The 20,778-nt window shown below is 34.9% G+C and carries 18 protein-coding genes; all 18 read right to left on the bottom strand.

Features of this window, described 5'->3' with window-relative positions:
• Nucleotides 1–45: 45 nt before the first annotated feature.
• The 18 genes from AB1K81_RS04685 to uppS all read right to left on the bottom strand — a co-directional run bounded on the left by AB1K81_RS04685 (nucleotide 46) and on the right by uppS (nucleotide 20,733).
• The gene (locus tag AB1K81_RS04685; protein WP_412975489.1) at nucleotides 46–1,269 is read right to left on the bottom strand and encodes a M16 family metallopeptidase; all 1,224 of its coding nucleotides are present in this window, start codon (nucleotides 1,267–1,269) and stop codon (nucleotides 46–48) included.
• A 22-nt stretch (nucleotides 1,270–1,291) separates the two neighbouring features.
• On the bottom strand, nucleotides 1,292–2,242 hold the full coding sequence (locus AB1K81_RS04680; RefSeq protein ID WP_412975488.1) for a polysaccharide deacetylase family protein: 951 nt from the start codon (nucleotides 2,240–2,242) through the stop codon (nucleotides 1,292–1,294).
• Between the two features lie 101 nt (nucleotides 2,243–2,343).
• Complete coding sequence (locus tag AB1K81_RS04675) at nucleotides 2,344–4,458, bottom strand: polyribonucleotide nucleotidyltransferase (protein WP_412975487.1); 2,115 nt, start codon at nucleotides 4,456–4,458, stop codon at nucleotides 2,344–2,346.
• Nucleotides 4,459–4,579: 121 nt separating this feature from the next.
• The gene (rpsO, locus tag AB1K81_RS04670) at nucleotides 4,580–4,849 is read right to left on the bottom strand and encodes a 30S ribosomal protein S15 (protein ID WP_412975486.1); all 270 of its coding nucleotides are present in this window, start codon (nucleotides 4,847–4,849) and stop codon (nucleotides 4,580–4,582) included.
• Nucleotides 4,850–4,997: 148 nt separating this feature from the next.
• Nucleotides 4,998–5,939 (bottom strand): bifunctional riboflavin kinase/FAD synthetase, encoded by a 942-nt coding sequence (locus tag AB1K81_RS04665; protein ID WP_412975485.1) that lies wholly within the window; start codon nucleotides 5,937–5,939, stop codon nucleotides 4,998–5,000.
• Between the two features lie 19 nt (nucleotides 5,940–5,958).
• On the bottom strand, nucleotides 5,959–6,852 hold the full coding sequence (gene truB, locus AB1K81_RS04660) for a tRNA pseudouridine(55) synthase TruB (RefSeq protein WP_412975484.1): 894 nt from the start codon (nucleotides 6,850–6,852) through the stop codon (nucleotides 5,959–5,961).
• A gap of 80 nt (nucleotides 6,853–6,932) precedes the next feature.
• Nucleotides 6,933–7,277 carry a 30S ribosome-binding factor RbfA gene (gene rbfA, locus AB1K81_RS04655; RefSeq protein WP_412975483.1) on the bottom strand — a complete coding sequence of 115 codons (345 nt, stop codon included), beginning with the start codon at nucleotides 7,275–7,277 and terminating at the stop codon, nucleotides 6,933–6,935.
• A gap of 41 nt (nucleotides 7,278–7,318) precedes the next feature.
• Complete coding sequence (locus AB1K81_RS04650) at nucleotides 7,319–7,597, bottom strand: DUF503 domain-containing protein (RefSeq protein ID WP_412975482.1); 279 nt, start codon at nucleotides 7,595–7,597, stop codon at nucleotides 7,319–7,321.
• Nucleotides 7,594–9,759 carry a translation initiation factor IF-2 gene (gene infB, locus AB1K81_RS04645; protein WP_412975481.1) on the bottom strand — a complete coding sequence of 722 codons (2,166 nt, stop codon included), beginning with the start codon at nucleotides 9,757–9,759 and terminating at the stop codon, nucleotides 7,594–7,596. Before infB ends, AB1K81_RS04650 begins: the two co-directional genes overlap by 4 nt.
• 20 nt (nucleotides 9,760–9,779) lie before the next feature.
• Complete coding sequence (locus AB1K81_RS04640; protein ID WP_412975480.1) at nucleotides 9,780–10,082, bottom strand: L7Ae/L30e/S12e/Gadd45 family ribosomal protein; 303 nt, start codon at nucleotides 10,080–10,082, stop codon at nucleotides 9,780–9,782.
• Nucleotides 10,072–10,350 carry an RNase P modulator RnpM gene (gene rnpM, locus AB1K81_RS04635; protein ID WP_412975479.1) on the bottom strand — a complete coding sequence of 93 codons (279 nt, stop codon included), beginning with the start codon at nucleotides 10,348–10,350 and terminating at the stop codon, nucleotides 10,072–10,074. The genes AB1K81_RS04640 and rnpM overlap by 11 nt, the downstream gene beginning before the upstream one ends.
• A gap of 13 nt (nucleotides 10,351–10,363) precedes the next feature.
• Complete coding sequence (nusA, locus tag AB1K81_RS04630) at nucleotides 10,364–11,464, bottom strand: transcription termination factor NusA (protein ID WP_412975478.1); 1,101 nt, start codon at nucleotides 11,462–11,464, stop codon at nucleotides 10,364–10,366.
• Nucleotides 11,465–11,480: 16 nt separating this feature from the next.
• Complete coding sequence (gene rimP, locus AB1K81_RS04625; RefSeq protein WP_412975477.1) at nucleotides 11,481–11,951, bottom strand: ribosome maturation factor RimP; 471 nt, start codon at nucleotides 11,949–11,951, stop codon at nucleotides 11,481–11,483.
• A gap of 256 nt (nucleotides 11,952–12,207) precedes the next feature.
• The gene (locus AB1K81_RS04620; protein ID WP_412975476.1) at nucleotides 12,208–13,086 is read right to left on the bottom strand and encodes an STAS domain-containing protein; all 879 of its coding nucleotides are present in this window, start codon (nucleotides 13,084–13,086) and stop codon (nucleotides 12,208–12,210) included.
• 208 nt (nucleotides 13,087–13,294) lie between these two features.
• The gene (locus tag AB1K81_RS04615; protein WP_412975475.1) at nucleotides 13,295–17,584 is read right to left on the bottom strand and encodes a PolC-type DNA polymerase III; all 4,290 of its coding nucleotides are present in this window, start codon (nucleotides 17,582–17,584) and stop codon (nucleotides 13,295–13,297) included.
• A 240-nt stretch (nucleotides 17,585–17,824) separates the two neighbouring features.
• A complete protein-coding gene (gene rseP / locus AB1K81_RS04610; RefSeq protein WP_412975474.1) occupies nucleotides 17,825–19,096 on the bottom strand; it encodes an RIP metalloprotease RseP in 1,272 nt (423 codons plus the stop codon).
• A 53-nt stretch (nucleotides 19,097–19,149) separates the two neighbouring features.
• A complete protein-coding gene (locus tag AB1K81_RS04605; RefSeq protein WP_412975473.1) occupies nucleotides 19,150–19,953 on the bottom strand; it encodes a phosphatidate cytidylyltransferase in 804 nt (267 codons plus the stop codon).
• Nucleotides 19,954–19,968: 15 nt separating this feature from the next.
• A complete protein-coding gene (gene uppS / locus AB1K81_RS04600) occupies nucleotides 19,969–20,733 on the bottom strand; it encodes an undecaprenyl pyrophosphate synthase (RefSeq protein WP_412975472.1) in 765 nt (254 codons plus the stop codon).
• Between the last annotated feature and the right edge of the window lie 45 nt (nucleotides 20,734–20,778).

The raw sequence follows: 20,778 nt of genomic DNA, 5'->3' as shown, positions 1-20,778 counted from the left end.
ATCAGGGGCTAACCAGATCATCTTTTTATTAAATTCATTTAAATATTATTCCATTTTTGGAGCAATAAGAGCCGCCGCTGGGGGATTACTTCCAAAAGTCATTTCAATTACTTGTTTAATGGAATCATGACTAACCGCATCAATCTCTTGAATCATTTGATCAAGTGTACGATGTCTCTTTAATAATAATTCATTCCTACCATTTCGACTCATTCTACTGTTAGTACTTTCTAAACTTAACATTAAACTACCTTTAAGCTGTTCTTTACTATTTCTAAGTTCCTTATCAGTTAATCCTTTTTCAACTAAAGTTTCAACTGTGTTTTCTATCGTTTCCTTAAGTAATGGGAGCTGTTCTTTTCCAGTTCCGGCATATATCGTGAGTAGTCCATTGTCTAAGAAGGAGGAATGATAGGAAAAGACGGAATATGCAAGTCCCCTTTTTTCTCTTACTTCTTGGAAGAGTCTAGAACTCATGCTTCCTCCTAGAACGTTATTAAGGATAATTAAGCTATATACTTCATTTGAATCAACAGATAACCCATTATATCCAATACATAGATGGGCTTGTTCGGTCTCTTTATGTCGTTCAATTGTTTCACTCAAGAAAGACGGTTTTATGATGTCAGTTTTTTTTGTAGCTGATTCATAGTGTCCAAAATAATCTTCTACCTTATAAATAAACTCCTTTTCTACGTTCCCTGCAACCGATATAACGACATTTTCTGGTATGTATTGATCGTTAATGTAAGCTCGTAAAGTTTCTGGTGTAAATGTCTTTAGATGCGATTCTGTTCCTAATATAGGATAACCTAATGGATGGTTCCCATAAGAAGCTCTAGCAATTAAATCATGAACAATATCATCGGGGGTATCTTCATACATTTTGATTTCTTCATAGACTACTTTCTTTTCTCTCTCCATTTCATCGGGGTCAAACGATGAATTAAAGAACATATCCGCTAATATTTCTAGTGCATGCTCTTTATGTGTATCTAATACTTTAGCATAAAAGCATGTATATTCCTTAGATGTAAATGCATTAACCTGCCCACCTATTGAATCAAAGGCTTCAGCAATATCTGTTGCTGTACGTGTTTTTGTACCTTTGAAGAACATATGCTCAATAAAATGAGAGATACCGTTAGTTAGATCATTTTCATTTCTGGAACCTGTTAAAACCCATACACCTATTGTTACAGATCTTACGGAAGGTATTTTTTCTAGTACAATTCTTAATCCATTATTACTAGTATGTTTTTCTATCAAGGTAGTTCCTCCTGTATTAAAGCTATCGTGCTTCTGATAATAATTTATCAATTGTTCCTATTCTATATTTTTTTGCTTTTATCTCTTTTATTAAGGTCGGTAAACCTTTTACAACTGATGGGGTTGGATGCATTAAAATCGTTGCTCCGGGATGTAATTTTCCCATCACACGATTTATCATAACATCTACTGATGGGTTCTTCCAATCGATTGTATCCACACTCCAAAGGATCGTATCCATCTGAAGTTCACTGGCAACCTGTACTACTTCATCTGAAAAACTACCACTAGGTGGAGCGAACCATTTAGGAGTCTTCCCTGTAATAGCATGAATCACTTCGTTCGTATCCTGTATTTGTTTCCTTATTTCTTCACGACCTAATCTAGCCATATTTGGATGATTATAAGCATGATTACCTATAGTATGCCCTTGTTCTGCAATCATTTTCACATAATCTACATTCTCTTTTGCCCATTTACCTTCTATGAAAAATGTTGCTTTAACATTATGATCTTTTAATATTTTTAATATTTCTGGAATATGCTCTGTACCCCAAGATACATTTATCAAGAAAGATACCATCTCCTTTTCAGGATGTCCTCGATAAATAGGTGCTGGATCTAGATCTTCTAATGAAGTTTTAGGAGGGATTTGTTCATATACAATTAAGTCCTCATTAAACTTCCCATTTTTTTTCATTCGCTCATAAGATGCATTAATATTTACTTTTCGACCGTTTCTTCCCGGTATCTTCTTCCATACCCTGTCTATATATGCATCTTTTGGATTTTCGTTGTATGCAGCACTTTTCTCTTCAATCTCTTGATAAAGAGGATCTTCTGCTTTGGTAAATTCTATCGGAGCATAAACCGACTGATATTCCGCTTTAAAAGGGTTTTGATCTATATTGAACGATACCATCACAATCATTACAAATACAATTAAATTAATATAATTCCGGTACTTATTCATAACATCACTCCTCCCTTCCATATATATGAAAGTAGAGGACAAGATATGAAATGGGAAAATGAAAAAAGAAACTGGAAATCCAGCTTCTCTTGTAGAATATATTACAGTGTTGATTTTTCTGCTTTCTCTTTTTGTTCAATTAATACTGCTTTTCGAGAAAGGTTAACTCTTCCTTGATGATCGATTTCTTTAACTTTAACCATAATTTGATCACCAATCTTCACGACATCTTCTACTTTATTGGTTCTTTCCTCTGCAAGTTCAGATATGTGTACTAAACCATCTTTACCTTTGAAAATTTCAACAAATGCGCCAAATTTTTCAATACGTTTAACCGTACCTAAATAGACTTGACCAACTTCTACTTCACGAACAATATCTTCAATGATTTGTTTCGCCTTTTCATTCATTGTAGAATCAGTAGAAGAAATAAACACACTACCATCTTGTTCAATGTCAATTTTAACACCAGTTTCTTCAATGATTTTATTAATTTGCTTTCCGCTAGGTCCAATAACATCACGAATCTTATCTGGATGGATAGACATCGTTAAAATTTTCGGTGCATATTGAGACAATTCATTTTTTGGTTCACTAATTGTTTTCATCATTGATTCTAGAATCTGCATACGACCTTTTTTCGCTTGTGTTAGTGCTTCTTCTAGAATTTCCTTAGATAGACCATCAATTTTAATATCCATTTGAAGTGCTGTAACTCCTTTACTAGTTCCAGCAACTTTAAAGTCCATATCACCTAATGCATCTTCCATACCTTGGATATCAGTAAGAATCGTATAGTCATCACCAGATTTTACAAGTCCCATAGCTATACCAGCAACTGGTGCAATAATCGGTACACCTGCGTCCATCATCGCTAATGTACTCGCACAAATACTTGCTTGAGATGTTGAACCATTTGATTCTAATACTTCTGATACTAGACGAATCGTATATGGGAAATCTTTTTCAGATGGAATAACTTTTTCAAGAGCTCTTTCACCTAGTGCACCGTGTCCAATTTCACGGCGACCTGGTCCACGCATTGGTCCAGTTTCCCCAACACTGTATTGTGGGAAGTTATAATGGTGCATGAAGCGTTTAGATTCTTCTAAGTCTAAACCATCCAAAATTTGTACGTCTCCTAAAGCTCCTAGGGTACAAACGCTTAAAGCTTGGGTTTGTCCACGAGTAAACAAACCGGAACCATGTGCTCTTGGTAGAACGCCTACACGAGATGATAGTGGACGAATTTCATCAACTTTACGTCCATCTGGGCGAACTTTATCTTTCGTAATTAATCGGCGAACTTCTTCTTTCACCATTTTATCTAATATGGAATTAACTTGTGAGATAACCTCAGAATCTTCTTCTTCATAGGAAGCTAATATTTCTTTTTTCACTTCGCTAATAGCATCTTCTCTGGCATGTTTTTCTTTTACTTGAATAGCTGCAAGTAATTTTTCTTTTGCTTCTTGTTCTACTTTTTCTTTTAAGTCTTTATCAAACTCAAACAGAACAAATTCAGACTTAACTGGCTGGATAGCTTGGACAATTTCTTCTTGGAAAGCTACTAATCGTTTAATCTCCTCATGGCCAAACATTATCGCTTCTAACATTACCTCTTCAGGCACTTCATTTGCACCTGCTTCTACCATGTTAATAGCATCCTTTGTACCAGCTACTGTTAATTCAATATCACTTTTTGCTTCTTGTTCAACCGTTGGATTAATAATAAATTCACCATCGACACGTCCAACATGAACACCAGCAATTGGTTGTTCAAATGGAATATTGGAAATCGATAAGGCTATTGATGAACCTACCATCGCAGCAATCTCAGTAGAGCAGTCTTGATCCACACTCATTACAGTACTAATTACTTGTACTTCATTTCGATATCCATCCGGAAATAGTGGACGAATCGGTCTGTCAATTAATCTTGATGCGAGTATCGCTTTTTCACTTGGTCTACCCTCACGTTTAATAAATCCACCAGGAATTTTACCTACTGCATATAATCGTTCTTCATAGTTTACAGTTAAAGGGAAAAATGGTAAATCCTTTGGTTCTTTTGATGCAGTCGCTACGGCAAGTACAGATGAATCACCATATTGGACCATACAAGCACCACTTGCTTGCTTCGCTAATTCTCCAATTTCTACAACAAACGGTTTCCCGGCTATTTCTGTGGAGAATACTTGTTTTTCTTCTGCCATAAGTTTAAGTACTCCTTTCATAAAACACTTCTATTCTTTATTTTATACTTAATAAACATGAATGTAAATTTCATCTATGTATTAACGTAGAAAAAAAGCAGGATTACTCCTGCTTTTTACATTATCTACGTAAGCCAAGTTTTTTAATTAATTCACGGTAACGTGTAACGTCTTTATTACGTAAGTAGTTAAGTAAGTTACGACGCTTACCAACCATTTTTAAAAGACCACGACGTGAATGATGATCTTTTTTATGAATTCTTAAATGCTCGTTTAGTGTATTGATTTCTTCTGTTAATACAGCAATTTGTACTTCTGGAGAACCAGTATCACTTTCGTGAACCTTGAATTCATTAATGATTTCATTCTTACGTTCTTTTGTAATAGCCATGTATGGCCACCTCCTAATTACTTTTGATATCCCCTGTCCCCTAGCAAACGTCGGAGTTTCGATTTGCCAAGCGAAGGTTTTAACTGTTATAGCTTACATCTTTTTAAGAAAAAAAGCAAGAGATTATTATAAAGAATTCCTATACAAACTAAATAAGTGAAGATAAATAGTTACGAATTAACCTTTCATCTTGTTCCATTTGTTGAATAAGTTCTTCTACACTATTAAATTTTTCCTCATCTCGGAAAAACTTATACCATTCTATTAATAATTCTTTTCCATACAAATTATCATCGAAATCTAAAATATTCACTTCAAGAGAAAGACTTGTTCGTTTTTCCGTGAAAGTGGGGTTTATCCCAAGACTAGCCATACCTTTATAGCGTATACCATCTATCAATACTCCTACAGCATATATACCGGGTTTTGGTAGTAAAGCTTCTTGAGAGTAGTTTATATTTGCAGTTGGGTAACCAATCTCTCTTCCTCTTTTATCTCCCTCAATTACTATACCAATCGTTACTAGTGCTCTCCCTAATAATTCATTTACTTTCTCAACATCACCAGATGCTAATAATTTTCTAATCTTAGTAGAGCTAACCTTTTCATTATCTAGAGATACTTGATCAATAACACTATAATCAAATAATCCACGAGAATACTCCTCTATATCCCACATATTGCCTTTACCTTTATGACCGTATGTAAAATCAAAGCCGGCAACTACATGCTTAATATGTAAACCGATAATAAAATGATCGATAAATTCCTGAGGCGATAATGACGATAATTGCTTATTGAATGTAATAATATATAATTTGTCAACACCAAGTTCTTGTAATACCGCTTCTTTTTCCTTTTGTGGAGTTATATATTTCACATCGTGATTATTCCTTAAAACAACAGATGGATGTGGATAAAAAGTAATGACTGCACTTTCCATATTCTTTTCGTTTGCTATTGAAACGGCCTGTTTAATGACTGCTTGATGTCCTTTATGAATGCCATCAAAAAATCCTAAAGCGGCTACCGACTCTTTTAATTCTTCTTTTTTAATTGAATGGGGATACGATATTTCAATAGTCTTCATGTTTTCACCTACACTTTCATTATTCGCTGAAGACGCGAACCGGTTTTATTTCATGCTCTTTTTCAGGATGTATGGAATAAATTGCTAATAATCTCTCTCCGTGCATTACTTTAAACGGATTGGTCTGTAAAGCTTGATCTGGCATTTTAAGTTTTTGCCCATTTAATACTTTTTGTTTTACATATTCATCAACATAATATGCGTCAAGATGAGTTAGACCTTTTGTAATCGGTAACAGAAGACTTTGTCCTTCTCCATTAGAACATGCCTCTTCTATTGTTTCAAAATCTACCGTATCATGCCTATGTATTGCCCCTGTTTCTTCACGGACTAAATCAGACATATGGGCTGGATATCCTAATTGTTTTCCTATATCTACACATAACGTTCTTACATAGGTCCCTTTGGAACATATTACGTTGAAACGAATGGTATTCCTTTTGTCTTCAGAAGTAAGGTAGTTAATATCATGGATTACTACTTTTCTCTTTGGACGTTCAACATGCTGATTAGCACGTGCATATTCGTATAATTTTTTACCATTAACTTTCACGGCTGAATACATTGGTGGAATTTGGACAATCTCACCCTTAAAAGATTGTAACACGTTTTCTATTTCCTGTTTAGATGGAAATTTTTTTACTTCTACTTTTTCTACTATGTTTCCATGCGCATCTTCCGTTTCTGTTGAAGCTCCTAATGTGAGCTCTGCTACATACACTTTTGTTGTATCTGTAAGAAACTGGACGATTTTCGTAGCTTGACCGATACATATTGGTAAAACACCCTCTACTTCAGGGTCAAGTGTTCCTGTATGTCCTACTTTTTTTGTTCGATACAATTTCCTTATTTTCATCACACAATCATGGGAAGTAAATCCCTTTGGCTTCCAAAGTGGTAAAATACCATCCATTAAATAAATACCCCCAAAAAGTCTAGTCTTAATAAAAATCTGACCCACAAAGAGCCAGATTTTATTTTTAGACTATTGAATTATTGCTTGTTTAAATCACGTAAAATAGTTTCGATACGATTTCCATATTCAAGTGCTTCATCAAATTCAAACGTAATCTCAGGTGTTTTTCTTAATCGGATTCGATTCCCAATTTCAGAACGGATAAATCCTTTTGCCTTTGCTAGACCAAGTAATGTATCCTTTTTCTTAGAATCATCCCCAAGTACTGATATATATACAGTTGCTTGTTGCAAGTCACCTGTAACTTCAACATCTGTTACTGTAACAAAACCAACACGAGGGTCTTTAATCTTTCTTGTTAAGATTTCACCAAGTTCTTTTTTCATTTGTTCCGCCACTCGATTTGCTCGTACGTTACTCATAGCAATCACCTCTTCATTTAAGCACCTGTATTCCGAAATAGCTATACAATTTCTAAATTCGAGATCGTTCTTTCTAATTCGGAATACGTATCAATTACTCGAAGTACTTCCTGCATTACTTGCTCACCATGGCTGCGTTCATTTGTTATCGTTACGATGCCTAACTTTGTACGTTGCCAGAGATCATGATAATCAAGTTCTGTTACCGCAACATTTAGCTCATTTCTTAATTTCGCTAATAATCGTTTGATAATGGAACGTTTATCTTTCAATGAGTGACCGTCGTACATCATGCATTCTACTTCAAGAAAGAAAATCATTTACGTTCAATTTCCTCCATGACAAATGCCTCAATAATGTCGCCTTCTTTAATATCATTATAATTCTTAATTGTGATACCACATTCATAATTTTGAGCAACTTCTTTTACATCATCTTTAAAACGTTTTAACGTATCGATTTCACCTTCAAAAACAACAACTCCGTTACGAATTAGGCGAATTCCAGCATCACGTGTTAATTTACCATCTGTTACATAACTACCAGCAATTGTTCCGACTTTGGAAACTTTAAATGTTTCACGAACTTCTGCTTGCCCAATAACTTTTTCTTCGAATTCTGGATCAAGCATCCCTTTCATTGCTGATTCAATTTCTTCAATAACTTTATAAATGATACGGTGAAGACGAATATCAACTTTCTCGTTTTCTGCCGTGTTTTTAGCATTTGCATCAGGACGGACGTTGAATCCAATTACAATCGCATTAGAAGCTGAGGCTAATATAATATCTGATTCCGTAATTGCACCGACACCAGTGTGTATAATTTTAATTTTGACACCCTCTACTTCAATCTTTTGAAGTGACGATGCAAGTGCTTCTACAGAGCCTTGAACGTCAGCCTTAATAATTACGTTGATTTCTTTCATTTCACCTTGCTTGATTTGTTCAAATAAATCATCCAAGCTAACTTTATTTGTTTCAGAGCGATTCTCTTGGATTTGTTTTTGTTGACGAGCTTCTCCGATTTGTCGAGCAGTTTTTTCATCATCAAATACTAGGAATTGGTCTCCAGCTTGTGGTACTTCATTTAACCCAGTAATTTCTACAGGAGTAGATGGCCCTGCTTCTTTAACACGTTGACCAAGGTCGTTTACCATTGCACGTACACGACCAAATGTATTACCAACAACAATCGGATCCCCTACACGAAGTGTCCCATTTTGCACTAGCAATGTTGCAACAGATCCACGCCCCTTATCAAGCTGTGCCTCAATAACAGTACCAGTTGCATTACGATTTGGATTTGCTTTTAGTTCTTCAACTTCTGTTACAAGAACAATCATTTCAAGAAGATCATCAATGCCTTCACCTTTTAATGCTGATAGCGGAACGAATATCGTATCTCCGCCCCAATCTTCAGGAACTAATTCATACTCTGTTAATTCCTGCATCACACGATCAGGGTTAGCAGATTCTTTATCCATTTTGTTTACAGCAATTATAATCGGTACTTCTGCTGCTTTAGCATGGTTAATTGCCTCTACTGTCTGTGGCATTACACCATCATCTGCGGCTACGACGATAATTGCAATATCTGTAACTTGAGCACCGCGTGAACGCATGCTTGTAAACGCTGCGTGTCCTGGTGTATCAAGGAAAGTAATTTTTTTACCATCCTTTTTAACTTGATACGCTCCAATATGTTGGGTAATACCACCTGCTTCACCAGCAGTAACCTTTGTATTACGTATAGAGTCAAGTAGTGTCGTTTTCCCATGGTCAACGTGCCCCATAATGGTCACAACAGCTGGTCTTTCCACTAATACAGAATCGTCATCTTCTTCCATGTATTTATCAAGGTCTGTATCCTCTAAAATTATTACCTTTTCAACCTCAACGTCAAATTCTGCGCAAATTAATTCAATCGCGTCATCATCAAGGTCTTGGTTTTTCGTTGCCATAACACCTAAGAACATAAGTTTCTTAATTATTTCAGAAGCTTCCTTGTTTAGTTTTTCAGCCAACTCACTTACAGTCAATGTGCCAGAATACTTAATTTCTTTTGGTGTTTCTTTGACAACTGGCTGTTGAGCGACTTGTTTATTAGGTTTGTTCTTTTTGTTTTTTGGTCCTTTATTATGTTGTTTATTATTGTTGTTTGGTTTCTGGTTGTTAGTATTCATTTGTTTTTTAGTATGTTGTACTTGCTTGTTTGTATTCGGATTTGAGTTCAAATTTGATCCTTTTTCTTTTTTATTTTCCTGATGATTAGTTTTTTTCTCAGGATTTGGTTGTTTTGTTGATTTTGTTTGATTGCTTTGGTTTTTAGAGAATCTTTGGTTTAATTTCGTTATCGTATCATCTTCAATTGTTGACATATGATTAGAAACTTCAATATTATTCTCTTTCAAAAAATTTATTACATCTTTACTTGTGACATTTTGTTGTTTCGCATATTCATATACACGCATTTTACGCATACGTTCACCCCCGAATTTATTTACCCGAGTAGAGATTCTAATTTTTTGGCAAAACCTTCTTCTAAAATTGCAATAGCTACTCTATGGGATTTTCCGATAGCATTTGATAATGTATCTCGGTCATCGGACACAATCACATATGGAACATCATATGAATTACATTTATCCGTAAGCTTTTTTCGTGTTTGTGGACCTACATCATTTGCTATAAGTACTAATTTTGCTCGCTTTTTCTGTATGTCTTTGACGATAGTTTCTTCCCCTGTAGAACATTTACCTGCTCGAAATGCTATACCTATAATATTTAAATAATTACTTTTCATTTTGATCACTTACAAGTGTTCTTAATTCTTCATAAATGGAAGCATTAATTTCCGCATTCAAATGCTTACTTAAAACACCTATCTTTTCAGCTTTATTAATTACCTCAAGGTCTCTTGTTAGATAAGCTCCTCTACCATTTTTCTTCCCAGTAGAATCTACAAAGACCTCTCCTTCTTTGTTACGAACCACACGGATAAGCTCTTTCTTAGGTCTCATTTCGTTAGTAACGACACATTTACGCTCTGGAGTTTTTCGTTTTCCAACCATACTTCCCTCTCCCTTATTCGAATAAATCCTCTTCGACTTCTGCGTAATCTGTATTTTCTTCTTCCGTTAATAAGCCTTCTTCACGTGCCTCTGATTCACTTTTAATATCAATTTTCCAGCCAGTAAGTTTTGCAGCAAGACGTGCATTTTGCCCGCGCTTTCCGATAGCAAGAGATAATTGATAATCTGGCACGATAACCGTAGTAGATTTTTCTTCTTCATTTACTAATACTCGAATAACTTTAGACGGACTTAGCGCATTAGAAACGTATACAACAGGGTCTTCAGACCACTCAACTATATCAATTTTTTCTCCTTTTAATTCATTCACAATCGCTTGTACACGCTGACCTTTTTGTCCTACACATGAGCCGACTGGATCAATCTCTTGGTCTTCTGCAAATACAGCTATTTTAGAACGATCTCCCGCTTCTCTTGCAACAGACTTAATTTCAACAATCCCGTCATAAATTTCGGGTACTTCCATTTCAAATAATCGTTTCAGTAAACCAGGATGTGATCTAGAAATAAAGATTTGTGGTCCCTTACTTGTGTTTTCAACTTTAGTGACAAACACTTTTAATCGATCATGAACCTGATAATCTTCTGTTGGCATTTGCTCAGACTCCGGTAGTTTTGCTTCTATCTTACCTAAATTCACGTAAACAAATCGCGGATCAATTCGTTGAATGATACCCGTCATAACATCTTCTTCACGGTCAGCATACTCGCTGAATATCACGCCTCTTTCCGCTTCACGAACTCGTTGAGTTACAACCTGCTTAGCAGCTTGGGCAGCAATTCTACCAAAATCCTTTGGAGTTACTTCTACCTCAATAACATCTTCAACTTCATAGTTAGGATCAATTTTCTTAGCTTCATCTAACGAAATTTCTTGTTGGCTATCTTCTACTTCTTCTACAACAGTTTTTCGTGAGAAAACTCGCATTGTACCAGATGCTTCATTTAACTCCACACGAACATTTGTAGCAGACTTAAAATTCTTTTTATAAGCTGATATTAAAGCAGCTTCTAAAGCCTCAATTAAGATTTCCTTATCAATACCTTTTTCTTTACCCAAATTTTCAATTGCATCAAACAATTGACTGCTCATTTTCTACTTTTCCCCCTTATAGTGCAACTGCGAGTCTCGCTTTTGCTATTTTCTCAAATGGAATCTCTATTTGTTGCTTTCGTGTTTTCACTTTGTACTCAATGGTAGCAATATTATTTGAGAAGCTGATCAAGATTCCTTCGTATGCCTTTTCGCCATTGATTGGTTCAAATAACTTTACATAAACATTTTTGTTTACACTTTTTGCAAAGTCCTCTACAGTTTTTAATGGGCGTTCTACTCCCGGTGAGGAAACTTCTAGGAAATACGCTTCCTTAATTGGGTCAACTTCATCTAACTTTTCACTCAATTGTTCGGACACTTCGCCACATTCTGTTATATCTATTCCGCCTTCTTTATCAATAAAAACTCTTAAAAACCAATTCTTACCTTCTTTTACATATTCGATATCAACTAATTCTAGATTCTTTTCTTCTAAAATTGGCCGAACCAATTCTTCTGTAGTGTTAACAACCTGAGAGCTCAAATCTTACCTTCCTCCTTTTATCTCTAGCTGTACTTACTATTCTTATTATTGACTAACTACCTGTTTTTCATTTCATAGCAAAACAATATAAAACCCTTGCCAAGAAGGCAAGGGAAGTTTACACAAGGTAGGCAGATTACGAAGAAAGAGTGGGAGATGCCCACTCTTTAGTCCGATACTATCGATACTTACTTCTAAAATATACCATAAGTAATAATTGCTTGCAAGAAGTTAACGGAAAAACACTTACATTTCTTTATTTGGAAAATAAATCAACTAAAGATTCTTTATTACTTTTACTATTATCAAGTTTTAAATAATCCTGTAATGCCTTTTGAAGTGATGCCTTAGTAGTTGCTTTTCCACCGAATTCAACATCAAGTTTAATCATGTTTCGTACAATTTCTGGGCGTAAACCAGTAATAACTAGTTCACTTCCCATCATCGCCACACCATCTAATAATTTTAAGAATAACTTAATTGCTTCATTATCCATCTCCGCAATTCCTGATAGGTCCATTATTAATGTTTGGATTCTAAGTCTTCCTACCTCCAGCAATACCTTTTCCTCAATAATATTTGCTCGATTCGTATCAATTGTACCAATTAAAGGTAATATACATACATCTTCTGTGATAGGAATAATAGGCACAGAAAGATTATTAACCAACTTTTGTTGTCTTTCTATTAATTCATCTTTATATTTTGAGTAGCTTATAAAAAAACTATTTGTAAATGAATCAATTAGTTCATTATAATTACTAGTTTCTACGTAGAAACTTTCACTGTCTTTCTCGTTATTTCCTAATAAAACATCAAAATGATGTAAAAACTCCCAAAAAGTTTTACGTATGGCACGAATCCATTCCAATTTAAAACTAAGGGTCATCGCATGTTTTGCCCAAACAATACCTTCTCTTTTTGCAAATTCTTCTACTTCCTTAAACTTACGATCCACAACTAATAGTACTAAATGGTGGGCATTATCTAATAGATTAATATTACCAATTAAATGTATTTCATTTATCTTATCCCGAACGTTTACCGCCACGCTAAGAAGTCTTTCTTCAAAAGGAGTACGATTTAGCATAAGGAATTCATGAATATCATCGCTTTTAATCAAATCTGGCATCATTGATCACATCCTTATCTTTTTATCCATGCTTATGTATGTATTACTATATCACACTCGAATTTATTACAATTATATCTAAGGATGAAAGGTTCTATCAAGAAATATCATAACCTAGGTTTAAGGAAGAAAATGAGAGGTGATCCCTTCATGAATAAATACCACAAAAGGAAACCTCTCAAACCAAATTCTAAAATTACTTGTTTGAAATTTAGAATAAAGATAATTGATTTTTCTCTTCCATACCTTCTAGACAACCATGATTGTCCAAATATTCAAGAACCGTTTTCGAAATCTTACTTCTTTCACGTAAATCTTCTTTGGAAAGAAACTCGCCTTCTTCTCTAGCATTCACGATATTTATCGCCGCATTCGTTCCTAAGCCTTCTACAGCGTTAAACGGCGGAATCAATGTGTTCCCGTCTACTACAAATTCTGAAGCTTTAGACTTATAAAGATCAACTTTTTGGAACGAAAATCCTCTCTCACACATCTCAAGTGCAACTTCAAGAACCGTAAGTAAACTTTTTTCTTTAGGTGATGCATCATTTCCCTTTATATTGATTGCTTCAATACGCTTACGAATAGCTTCTGACCCTTTTACCATTGTATCCAAGTCAAAGTCACTAGCACGAACTGTAAAATATGCAGCATAAAAGAAGATTGGATGATGTACTTTGAAATAAGCTATACGTACTGCCATTAACACATAAGCTGCAGCGTGTGCTTTAGGGAACATGTATTTAATTTTTTTACAAGATTCTACATACCAATCTGGTACATTATGCTTTTTCATTTCAACAATCCACTCGTCCTGCAATCCTTTACCCTTACGCACTGATTCCATAATCTTAAATGCAAGTGAAGCTTCCAAGCCTTTATGCATTAAATAAACCATAATATCGTCACGACAACCAATTACTTCAGGAAGTTGACAAATTCCCTCATTGATTAACTCTTGAGCATTTCCTAACCATACATCCGTACCATGTGATAAGCCAGATATAATAACTAATTCTGCAAAAGTTTTTGGTTTTGTATCTTCTAGCATTTGACGTACGAACTTTGTACCAAATTCTGGTACACCTAATGTACCCGTCTTACTATTAATTTGTTCTGGTGTTACTCCTAAAGACTCCGTACTCGAAAAGATTTTCATTACCTCTTTATCATCTGTCGGAATAGTCTTCGGGTCGATTCCACTTAAATCCTGAAGCATACGAATAACAGTCGGATCATCGTGTCCTAGTATATCGAGCTTCAATAAATTGTCATGAATAGAATGGAAATCAAAATGTGTTGTTTTCCATTCACTTTTTCGATCATCTGCTGGAAATTGAATCGGTGTAAAGTCATAGATTTCCATATAATCAGGAACTACAATAATACCTCCTGGATGCTGACCAGTAGTACGTTTTACACCAGTACAACCCTTCACTAATCGATCTACCTCTGCATGTTTAAAGACAAGATTCTTATCAGATGCGTAACCTTTTACATACCCGTAAGCAGTCTTTTCAGCAATAGTACCAATTGTACCTGCACGATAAACATAATCCTCTCCGAATAATACCTTCGTGTAATTATGTGCCTTTGGCTGGTATTCACCAGAGAAATTCAAATCGATATCTGGTACCTTATCCCCTTTAAATCCTAAGAATGTCTCAAACGGTATATCCTGTCCATCCTTATCTAGTGATGTACCGCATGTAGGACAATCTTTATCAGGTAAATCAAATCCACTAGCATAAGAACCATCTGTAATAAATTCATTATAATGACATTCCGGACAAACATAATGAGGCGGTAAAGGATTAACTTCTGTAATTTCGGTCATCGTTGCTACAAATGAAGATCCGACAGATCCCCTTGAACCTACTAAATAACCATCATCTAATGATTTTTTTACTAGTTTATGAGAAATTAAGTAAATAACAGAAAATCCATTACTAATAATGCTATCTAATTCTTTTTCCAATCGATCCGTAACGATTTTGGGAATTGATTCACCATAAATGAACTTCGCTCGTGTATAGCATAAGTTTCTAATTTCTTCATCTGCACCTTCAATTTTGGGTGTATATAATTCATCTTTCACAGGTGAGATGTCTTCTATTTCATCTGCTAACGCCTGTGTATTAAGAACAACAATTTCCTTTGCCTTCTCTTCTCCTAAAAAGCTAAAACATTCCAACATCTCATTCGTAGTTCGAAATGGAGTATCTGGTAAAGTAACCCTGTTTAGTGGATTACCAGCTTGTGATGCTATTAATATTTGACGATACATTTTCTCATGATCATCAATATAATGAACATTTCCACTTGCAATAACCTTTTTATCCAAACGTTCTCCTAAAGCAACTAATTTTTTTATAATGTCTAAAATTTGCGCTTCATTTTGAACAAGCTCTCTATCCATAAGATGAGTATAATTGCTTGGTGGTTGAACTTCTATATAATCATAAAACTCTGCTACTTTCTCCGCTTCTTCACTAGACGTTTGCATCATCGTTTCAAATACTTCACCTTTATCACATGCAGACCCAACTAAAATACCAGTACGATACTTTTGCAATATTGACCTTGGAATTCGTGGTACTCGGTAGAAATAATCAATGTGCGCATAGGATACTAGTTTATATAAGTTCTTTAATCCTTCTTGGGTTTGCGCGATTAAGGTGCAATGGAATGGTCTAGAACGTTGATAAGCATTACCTTCACCCATATGATCATTTAGCTGGTTATGGTTTGTAATATCCTTTTGAAGTACTGCTTTTACTAATTTCCACAATAAATAGCCAGTAGCTTCTGCATCATAAATCGCACGGTGATGTTGTGTTAACTCAATGTCTAAATGTTTACAGAGCGTATTTAATCTGTGATTTTTTAATTCTGGAAATAAGAAACGAGCTAACTCTAAAGTATCAATAACAGGATTTGTCACTTTTTCATAACCGATTTTTTGATAGCCTTGATTTAAGAATCCAATATCAAAACTAGCATTATGAGCAACAAATACAGCATTTTCACTCCAACTATAGAATTTTCTAAGAACTTCGTCTATATTAGGGGCGTCTTTTACCATATCATCCGTAATTCCGGTTAAATCTATTGTTGTTTGTGATAATGGATGATGTGGGTTTGCGAATGACTCAAAACGATCAACGATTTCACCTTGATGTATTTTTACAGCAGCAAGTTCGATAATTGTGTCATATACAGCTGAGAGTCCTGTTGTTTCAACGTCAAAAACGACGTATGTTGCATCATTTAATTCTACGTCTGCCTCGTTATAAGCAATCGGTACTCCATCATCTACAAGGTTTGCTTCTACACCATATAACACTTTAATTCCATTTTTCTTCCCAGCATTGTATGCTTCTGGAAAACCTTGAACCCCACCATGGTCAGTTATAGCGATTGCTTTGTGGCCCCACTTGGCAGCTTGTTCAACTAATCTTGCTGGTGAAACAACAGCATCAAGTTGGCTCATTGTAGTATGGGCATGAAATTCTATTCTTTTTTCATCATCGCTTACCGTATCTTGACGAGAAGCGACTTGTACTTCATGCATGTCATTTGCCATCATAGCTAGCTCATTAGAGTACATATCTGTTTGAATACTACCTCTTGCTTTAATCCACATGCCTTTTTTAAGCTGTTCAAACTTTGCTGCATCTTCATCATTTCGAGAAAACATTTTAATTTGCAAGGAATCTGTATAGTCAGTTGCTTTCGCAATCAATAAGCTTCTGCCAGATCTAAGTTTACGAATTTCCACATCAAAGACATACCCTTGCACTGTAATCCGTTTTTCTTCTTCTTGGATTTGCTGCATTTCTACTGCTTCATCTTGAATTTTATAACCTAAGGCAAAAGGCTGACTTTCTTCTACATGACGTTCCTTATCTCGTTTTTCTTTTTCTTGTATTGTTTTAAGGATCATTTTTTGATCTTCGATTGATTTTTGCTCACGAAACTTTTGAATTTCCTCTATTTCGGTTTTCACCTCTACTGTTAGAGGGTGATACGCCATCCCGGTTTTTTGACAGAAAGCTTTAAAGTTCTCATCTAACCGCTTTTTTAATGCACTGGCCTCTGCTTCATTTCTAGCAGTTAACATAATCTTATTACCGTTAACTCTAGGTTTTTGGTTTAAAACTAAATCTCGGTAAGCAGGGGAAATATCTGGAGTCATCTGTAAAAATAGTTGCCAATAATCACATACCAATTCCTCATTACAGAAATTGTCTTCTGCATATAAGGTTAATTCAATAGCTGCCACTTGCTGGAATGCATGCTTTAATCTTGTTAATAATTCTTGATATATGTTCGAGGGCAATATTTTTTCAACATCAATATGGAAATGCCAAATCTTTTTTAGTTTGTAGATTTCTAGTTTTCTTAAGGCACTTACTTGAAGGTATTGTTGAATATGTTCAACTGGCATTTCAATTTGTTCGAGCAATAATTTCATTTTTTCTTTTTTTGAAATATCCATTCTCATAGTCCTCCTGCACTTTAAACATATCAGGATAAAAAAATAAAACAATGGAAACCCTTGTCATGAAAATGAAGACAAGGGTCCCTGTACGTTTTCTATTCTATTTATTATACTATCTTCTTTAATAAACTGAAACAACCATTTTAATCTGGTAATCATTTCATTAAAACCTTTGTTCTATTAATTACTGGATAATAGACAATTACTATTTAAACAGGTAACGTATACCAGCTTAAATTATAAAAACAATCGTTGTATGTCGTTCCATGTTACGATTATCATTAGTAACATTAATAGGGCAAAGCCTACGAAGTGGAAGATTCCTTCTTTTTCTGGTTCCAATGGCTTTCCGCGAACAAGTTCAATACCAACAAATAATAATCTTCCACCGTCAAGTGCTGGTAGTGGAACTAAATTTACTACACCTAAATTAATGCTTAAAATCGCAGTCCACATTAGGAAGTTCATAAAACCAGTTTGCACTACTTGGTCTGTAGCATTATATATACCAACAGGTCCTGATAGCATATCAATTCCTAACTGGCCTGTTATTAACATCGCTAAATTTGTTAAGATCATCGAGGTTGTTTCATATGTCTTCTCTGCTCCATATTTAAAGGAGCCCCAAAAGGTCTTTTCCATCGCTTGATATACACCAATTTGTCCAATCGGTTCCCCTTCTTGACCTTCGATTGGTTTTATTTCATTCGGTACGACTGTTAAATGAAGTGTTTCTTCATTTCTTAAAACGGTCATTGTTAGCTCTTCACTCGGATTAGCACGTACAATGGAAGTAAATTCTTCCCAAGTAGCTATCGATTGATCATCTATTTGGATTATTTCATCATTAGGCATAAGACCAGCCTCTTCAGCAGGACTACCAGGTTGAATTTGGCTTAATCTTGCTTCTTCAACTGGGACACCTTGTACTACCCCTAAAATAATGAATATAAATATTGCCAATAAGAAATTCATTAATGGACCTGCAAACAACTGCATTGCACGTTGTCCTGGAGTCTTTGAAGCAAATTGACGATCGTATGGAGCAATTAAGGTTTCCTTTTCATCCATTACAAATAATGCTTTACGATCAACGTCAAAATGTAAAAGTTTATCTTCTTCGTCTATTTCAAAACCTTGAATAATTAATTGGTGGTCTAAATCAACTTTTTCTACTTCAATTACCCGAGCATTCGGATGCTTAGATTTGTTATTCACGATTATTTTATTTACTTTGCCTTCCTCATTGAATTCTAGACCAATATGATGACCAGGTTTTAAATCTATAATCTCTGGGTCTTCTCCAGCAACACGTACATATCCGCCGATTGGTAATAATCGAATCGTATATAATGTTTCATTTTTTGTAAAGGCAAATATTTTAGGACCGAAACCTATTGCAAATTCTCGGGCAAGCATCCCGGCACGCTTAGCAAATATTAGATGTCCTAATTCATGAACAAAAACTAAAAGTCCAAACATAAATATAAACGCTATAACTGTTGTCAAGTATAACACCTTCCTTTATTGAAGTAGAAAAAGGCTATCCCATTTTCGGAGGATTACCCACCTATTAATTGTAGGATTAAATGTAGGACAGGAAAAACAAATATTGCACTATCAAACCTGTCTAAGATGCCACCATGCCCTGGTAAAATCTTACCTGAATCTTTTATATCATAATGACGCTTAAATGCGGATTCAACCAAGTCTCCTATTTGACCAAAAATAGAAACCAATATTGAGATAACAATAATCGACGCTATACTATATGGAAATTGATATAGCAAATGGAAGACAACCCCAACTACTACAGCAAGGATAATGCCTCCTATTGCCCCTTCAATCGTTTTATTAGGGCTAATTTCTGGCCATAATTTTTTCTTTCCTATAGCTCTTCCCGTAAAATAAGCACCTGTATCCGTAGACCAAATTAACAGAAAGGCAAAAAAGACGTAGGCTAGTCCATCCAGTCCACTTCTAGTTTGTAACAAGTAGAAAAATCCCATTCCTACATAAAATACAGCTAATAAAACAAACCCTACATCGTCAAAAGTAAATTTGTTCTTTAGTAATACTGTATAGGCAAGTAAGCCTAAAACAAATACCAAAATAATTTGAGCTGTACTATTTGGAATTGTAAAGGGTAAATCTTCATTAGCAGCTGGATACAATATTAGCCATAATAAAGCAATAGCTATTAGCCCCGGTGCAGAGTGCCAATTTATTTTATGCATTTTAAGGAGTTCATATAATCCAACTGTTGCAAGTAAATAAACAACAATGGAAAAAGGTAATTGGCCATAAATTACAAAAGGAATAAATAAAATTAATGCGATAACTCCTGTTACGATTCGTTGCTTCATATCTGATACATCACCTTAAATACCTCCAAATCGCCTAGATCTATTCTGATAGTCCATGAGCGCTTCAACAAATATTTCTTCGTTAAAGTCTGGCCACAATATATCTGTAAACCAAAACTCTGTGTATGCTAATTGCCAAAGAAGGAAGTTACTTAACCGCTGTTCTCCACTAGTACGGATCAATAAATCTGGGTCCTGTAAATCATGAGTATATAAATACTGTGAAAGAAGATTTTCATCCACCTGTTCCACTGAGAATTTCTCGTCATCGAAATCCTTCATTATTGATTTAATCGCACTTAGAATTTCTTTTCTACTTCCATAGTTTAGAGCAAAATTTAATAACAGTCCGTCATTGTTTTTCGTTTTTTCTTTGGCATATTGAACTGCTTCTTTTGTATAATTAGGTAATGAGTCAAAATCACCTATCGTTTCAATACGAACATTATTTTTAATCAAATCAGGTAAATAAATATGTAAAAATTCTTTAGGTAACCTTAGTAAGTATTCAACTTCATGTTTAGGTCTAGACCAATTTTCTGTTGAAAAAGCAAAAAGAGTAAGAACATTAATTTTGTACTTAATAGCTAATTCTACTGTTTCTTTTACAACATCCATACCAGCTTTATGACCAGCAATTCGAGGAAGACCTCTTTGCTTTGCCCAGCGTCCGTTTCCATCCATAATAATCGCTACATGTTCTGGTACATTAGTTAACTCTTCAGCTTGTATAGGTTGTGCTTCTTTTTTTGATCTGAAAAAAGGAAGTTTCATTGGCATACTATTCCTCCGAACACTGGTGTTAAACCGTATAAAAATACTTTA

It is taken from the genome of Ornithinibacillus jepli (assembly GCF_047228935.1).
Lineage (GTDB): Bacteria > Bacillota > Bacilli > Bacillales > Amphibacillaceae > Ornithinibacillus.
The sequence above is the reverse complement of the archived record's forward strand: the minus strand, read 5'-3'. Positions and strand labels throughout refer to the sequence as shown.

Excerpts from the sequence above, each read along its gene's own strand:
- uppS (WP_412975472.1), bottom strand. The coding sequence starts at position 20,733 with ATGCCAATGAAACTTCCTTTTTTCAGATCAAAAAAAGAAGCACAACCT.
- rnpM (WP_412975479.1), bottom strand. The coding sequence starts at position 10,350 with ATGGTTGGAAAACGAAAAACTCCAGAGCGTAAATGTGTCGTTACTAAC.
- infB (WP_412975481.1), bottom strand. The coding sequence starts at position 9,759 with ATGCGTAAAATGCGTGTATATGAATATGCGAAACAACAAAATGTCACA.
- nusA (WP_412975478.1), bottom strand. The coding sequence starts at position 11,464 with ATGAGCAGTCAATTGTTTGATGCAATTGAAAATTTGGGTAAAGAAAAA.
- AB1K81_RS04675 (WP_412975487.1), bottom strand. The coding sequence starts at position 4,458 with ATGGCAGAAGAAAAACAAGTATTCTCCACAGAAATAGCCGGGAAACCG.
- truB (WP_412975484.1), bottom strand. The coding sequence starts at position 6,852 with ATGGATGGTATTTTACCACTTTGGAAGCCAAAGGGATTTACTTCCCAT.
- rpsO (WP_412975486.1), bottom strand. The coding sequence starts at position 4,849 with ATGGCTATTACAAAAGAACGTAAGAATGAAATCATTAATGAATTCAAG.
- rbfA (WP_412975483.1), bottom strand. The coding sequence starts at position 7,277 with ATGAGTAACGTACGAGCAAATCGAGTGGCGGAACAAATGAAAAAAGAA.
- AB1K81_RS04640 (WP_412975480.1), bottom strand. The coding sequence starts at position 10,082 with ATGAAAAGTAATTATTTAAATATTATAGGTATAGCATTTCGAGCAGGT.
- AB1K81_RS04615 (WP_412975475.1), bottom strand. The coding sequence starts at position 17,584 with ATGGATATTTCAAAAAAAGAAAAAATGAAATTATTGCTCGAACAAATT.
- AB1K81_RS04620 (WP_412975476.1), bottom strand. The coding sequence starts at position 13,086 with ATGATGCCAGATTTGATTAAAAGCGATGATATTCATGAATTCCTTATG.
- AB1K81_RS04650 (WP_412975482.1), bottom strand. The coding sequence starts at position 7,597 with ATGATTTTCTTTCTTGAAGTAGAATGCATGATGTACGACGGTCACTCA.
- AB1K81_RS04605 (WP_412975473.1), bottom strand. The coding sequence starts at position 19,953 with ATGAAGCAACGAATCGTAACAGGAGTTATCGCATTAATTTTATTTATT.
- AB1K81_RS04680 (WP_412975488.1), bottom strand. The coding sequence starts at position 2,242 with ATGAATAAGTACCGGAATTATATTAATTTAATTGTATTTGTAATGATT.
- AB1K81_RS04665 (WP_412975485.1), bottom strand. The coding sequence starts at position 5,939 with ATGAAGACTATTGAAATATCGTATCCCCATTCAATTAAAAAAGAAGAA.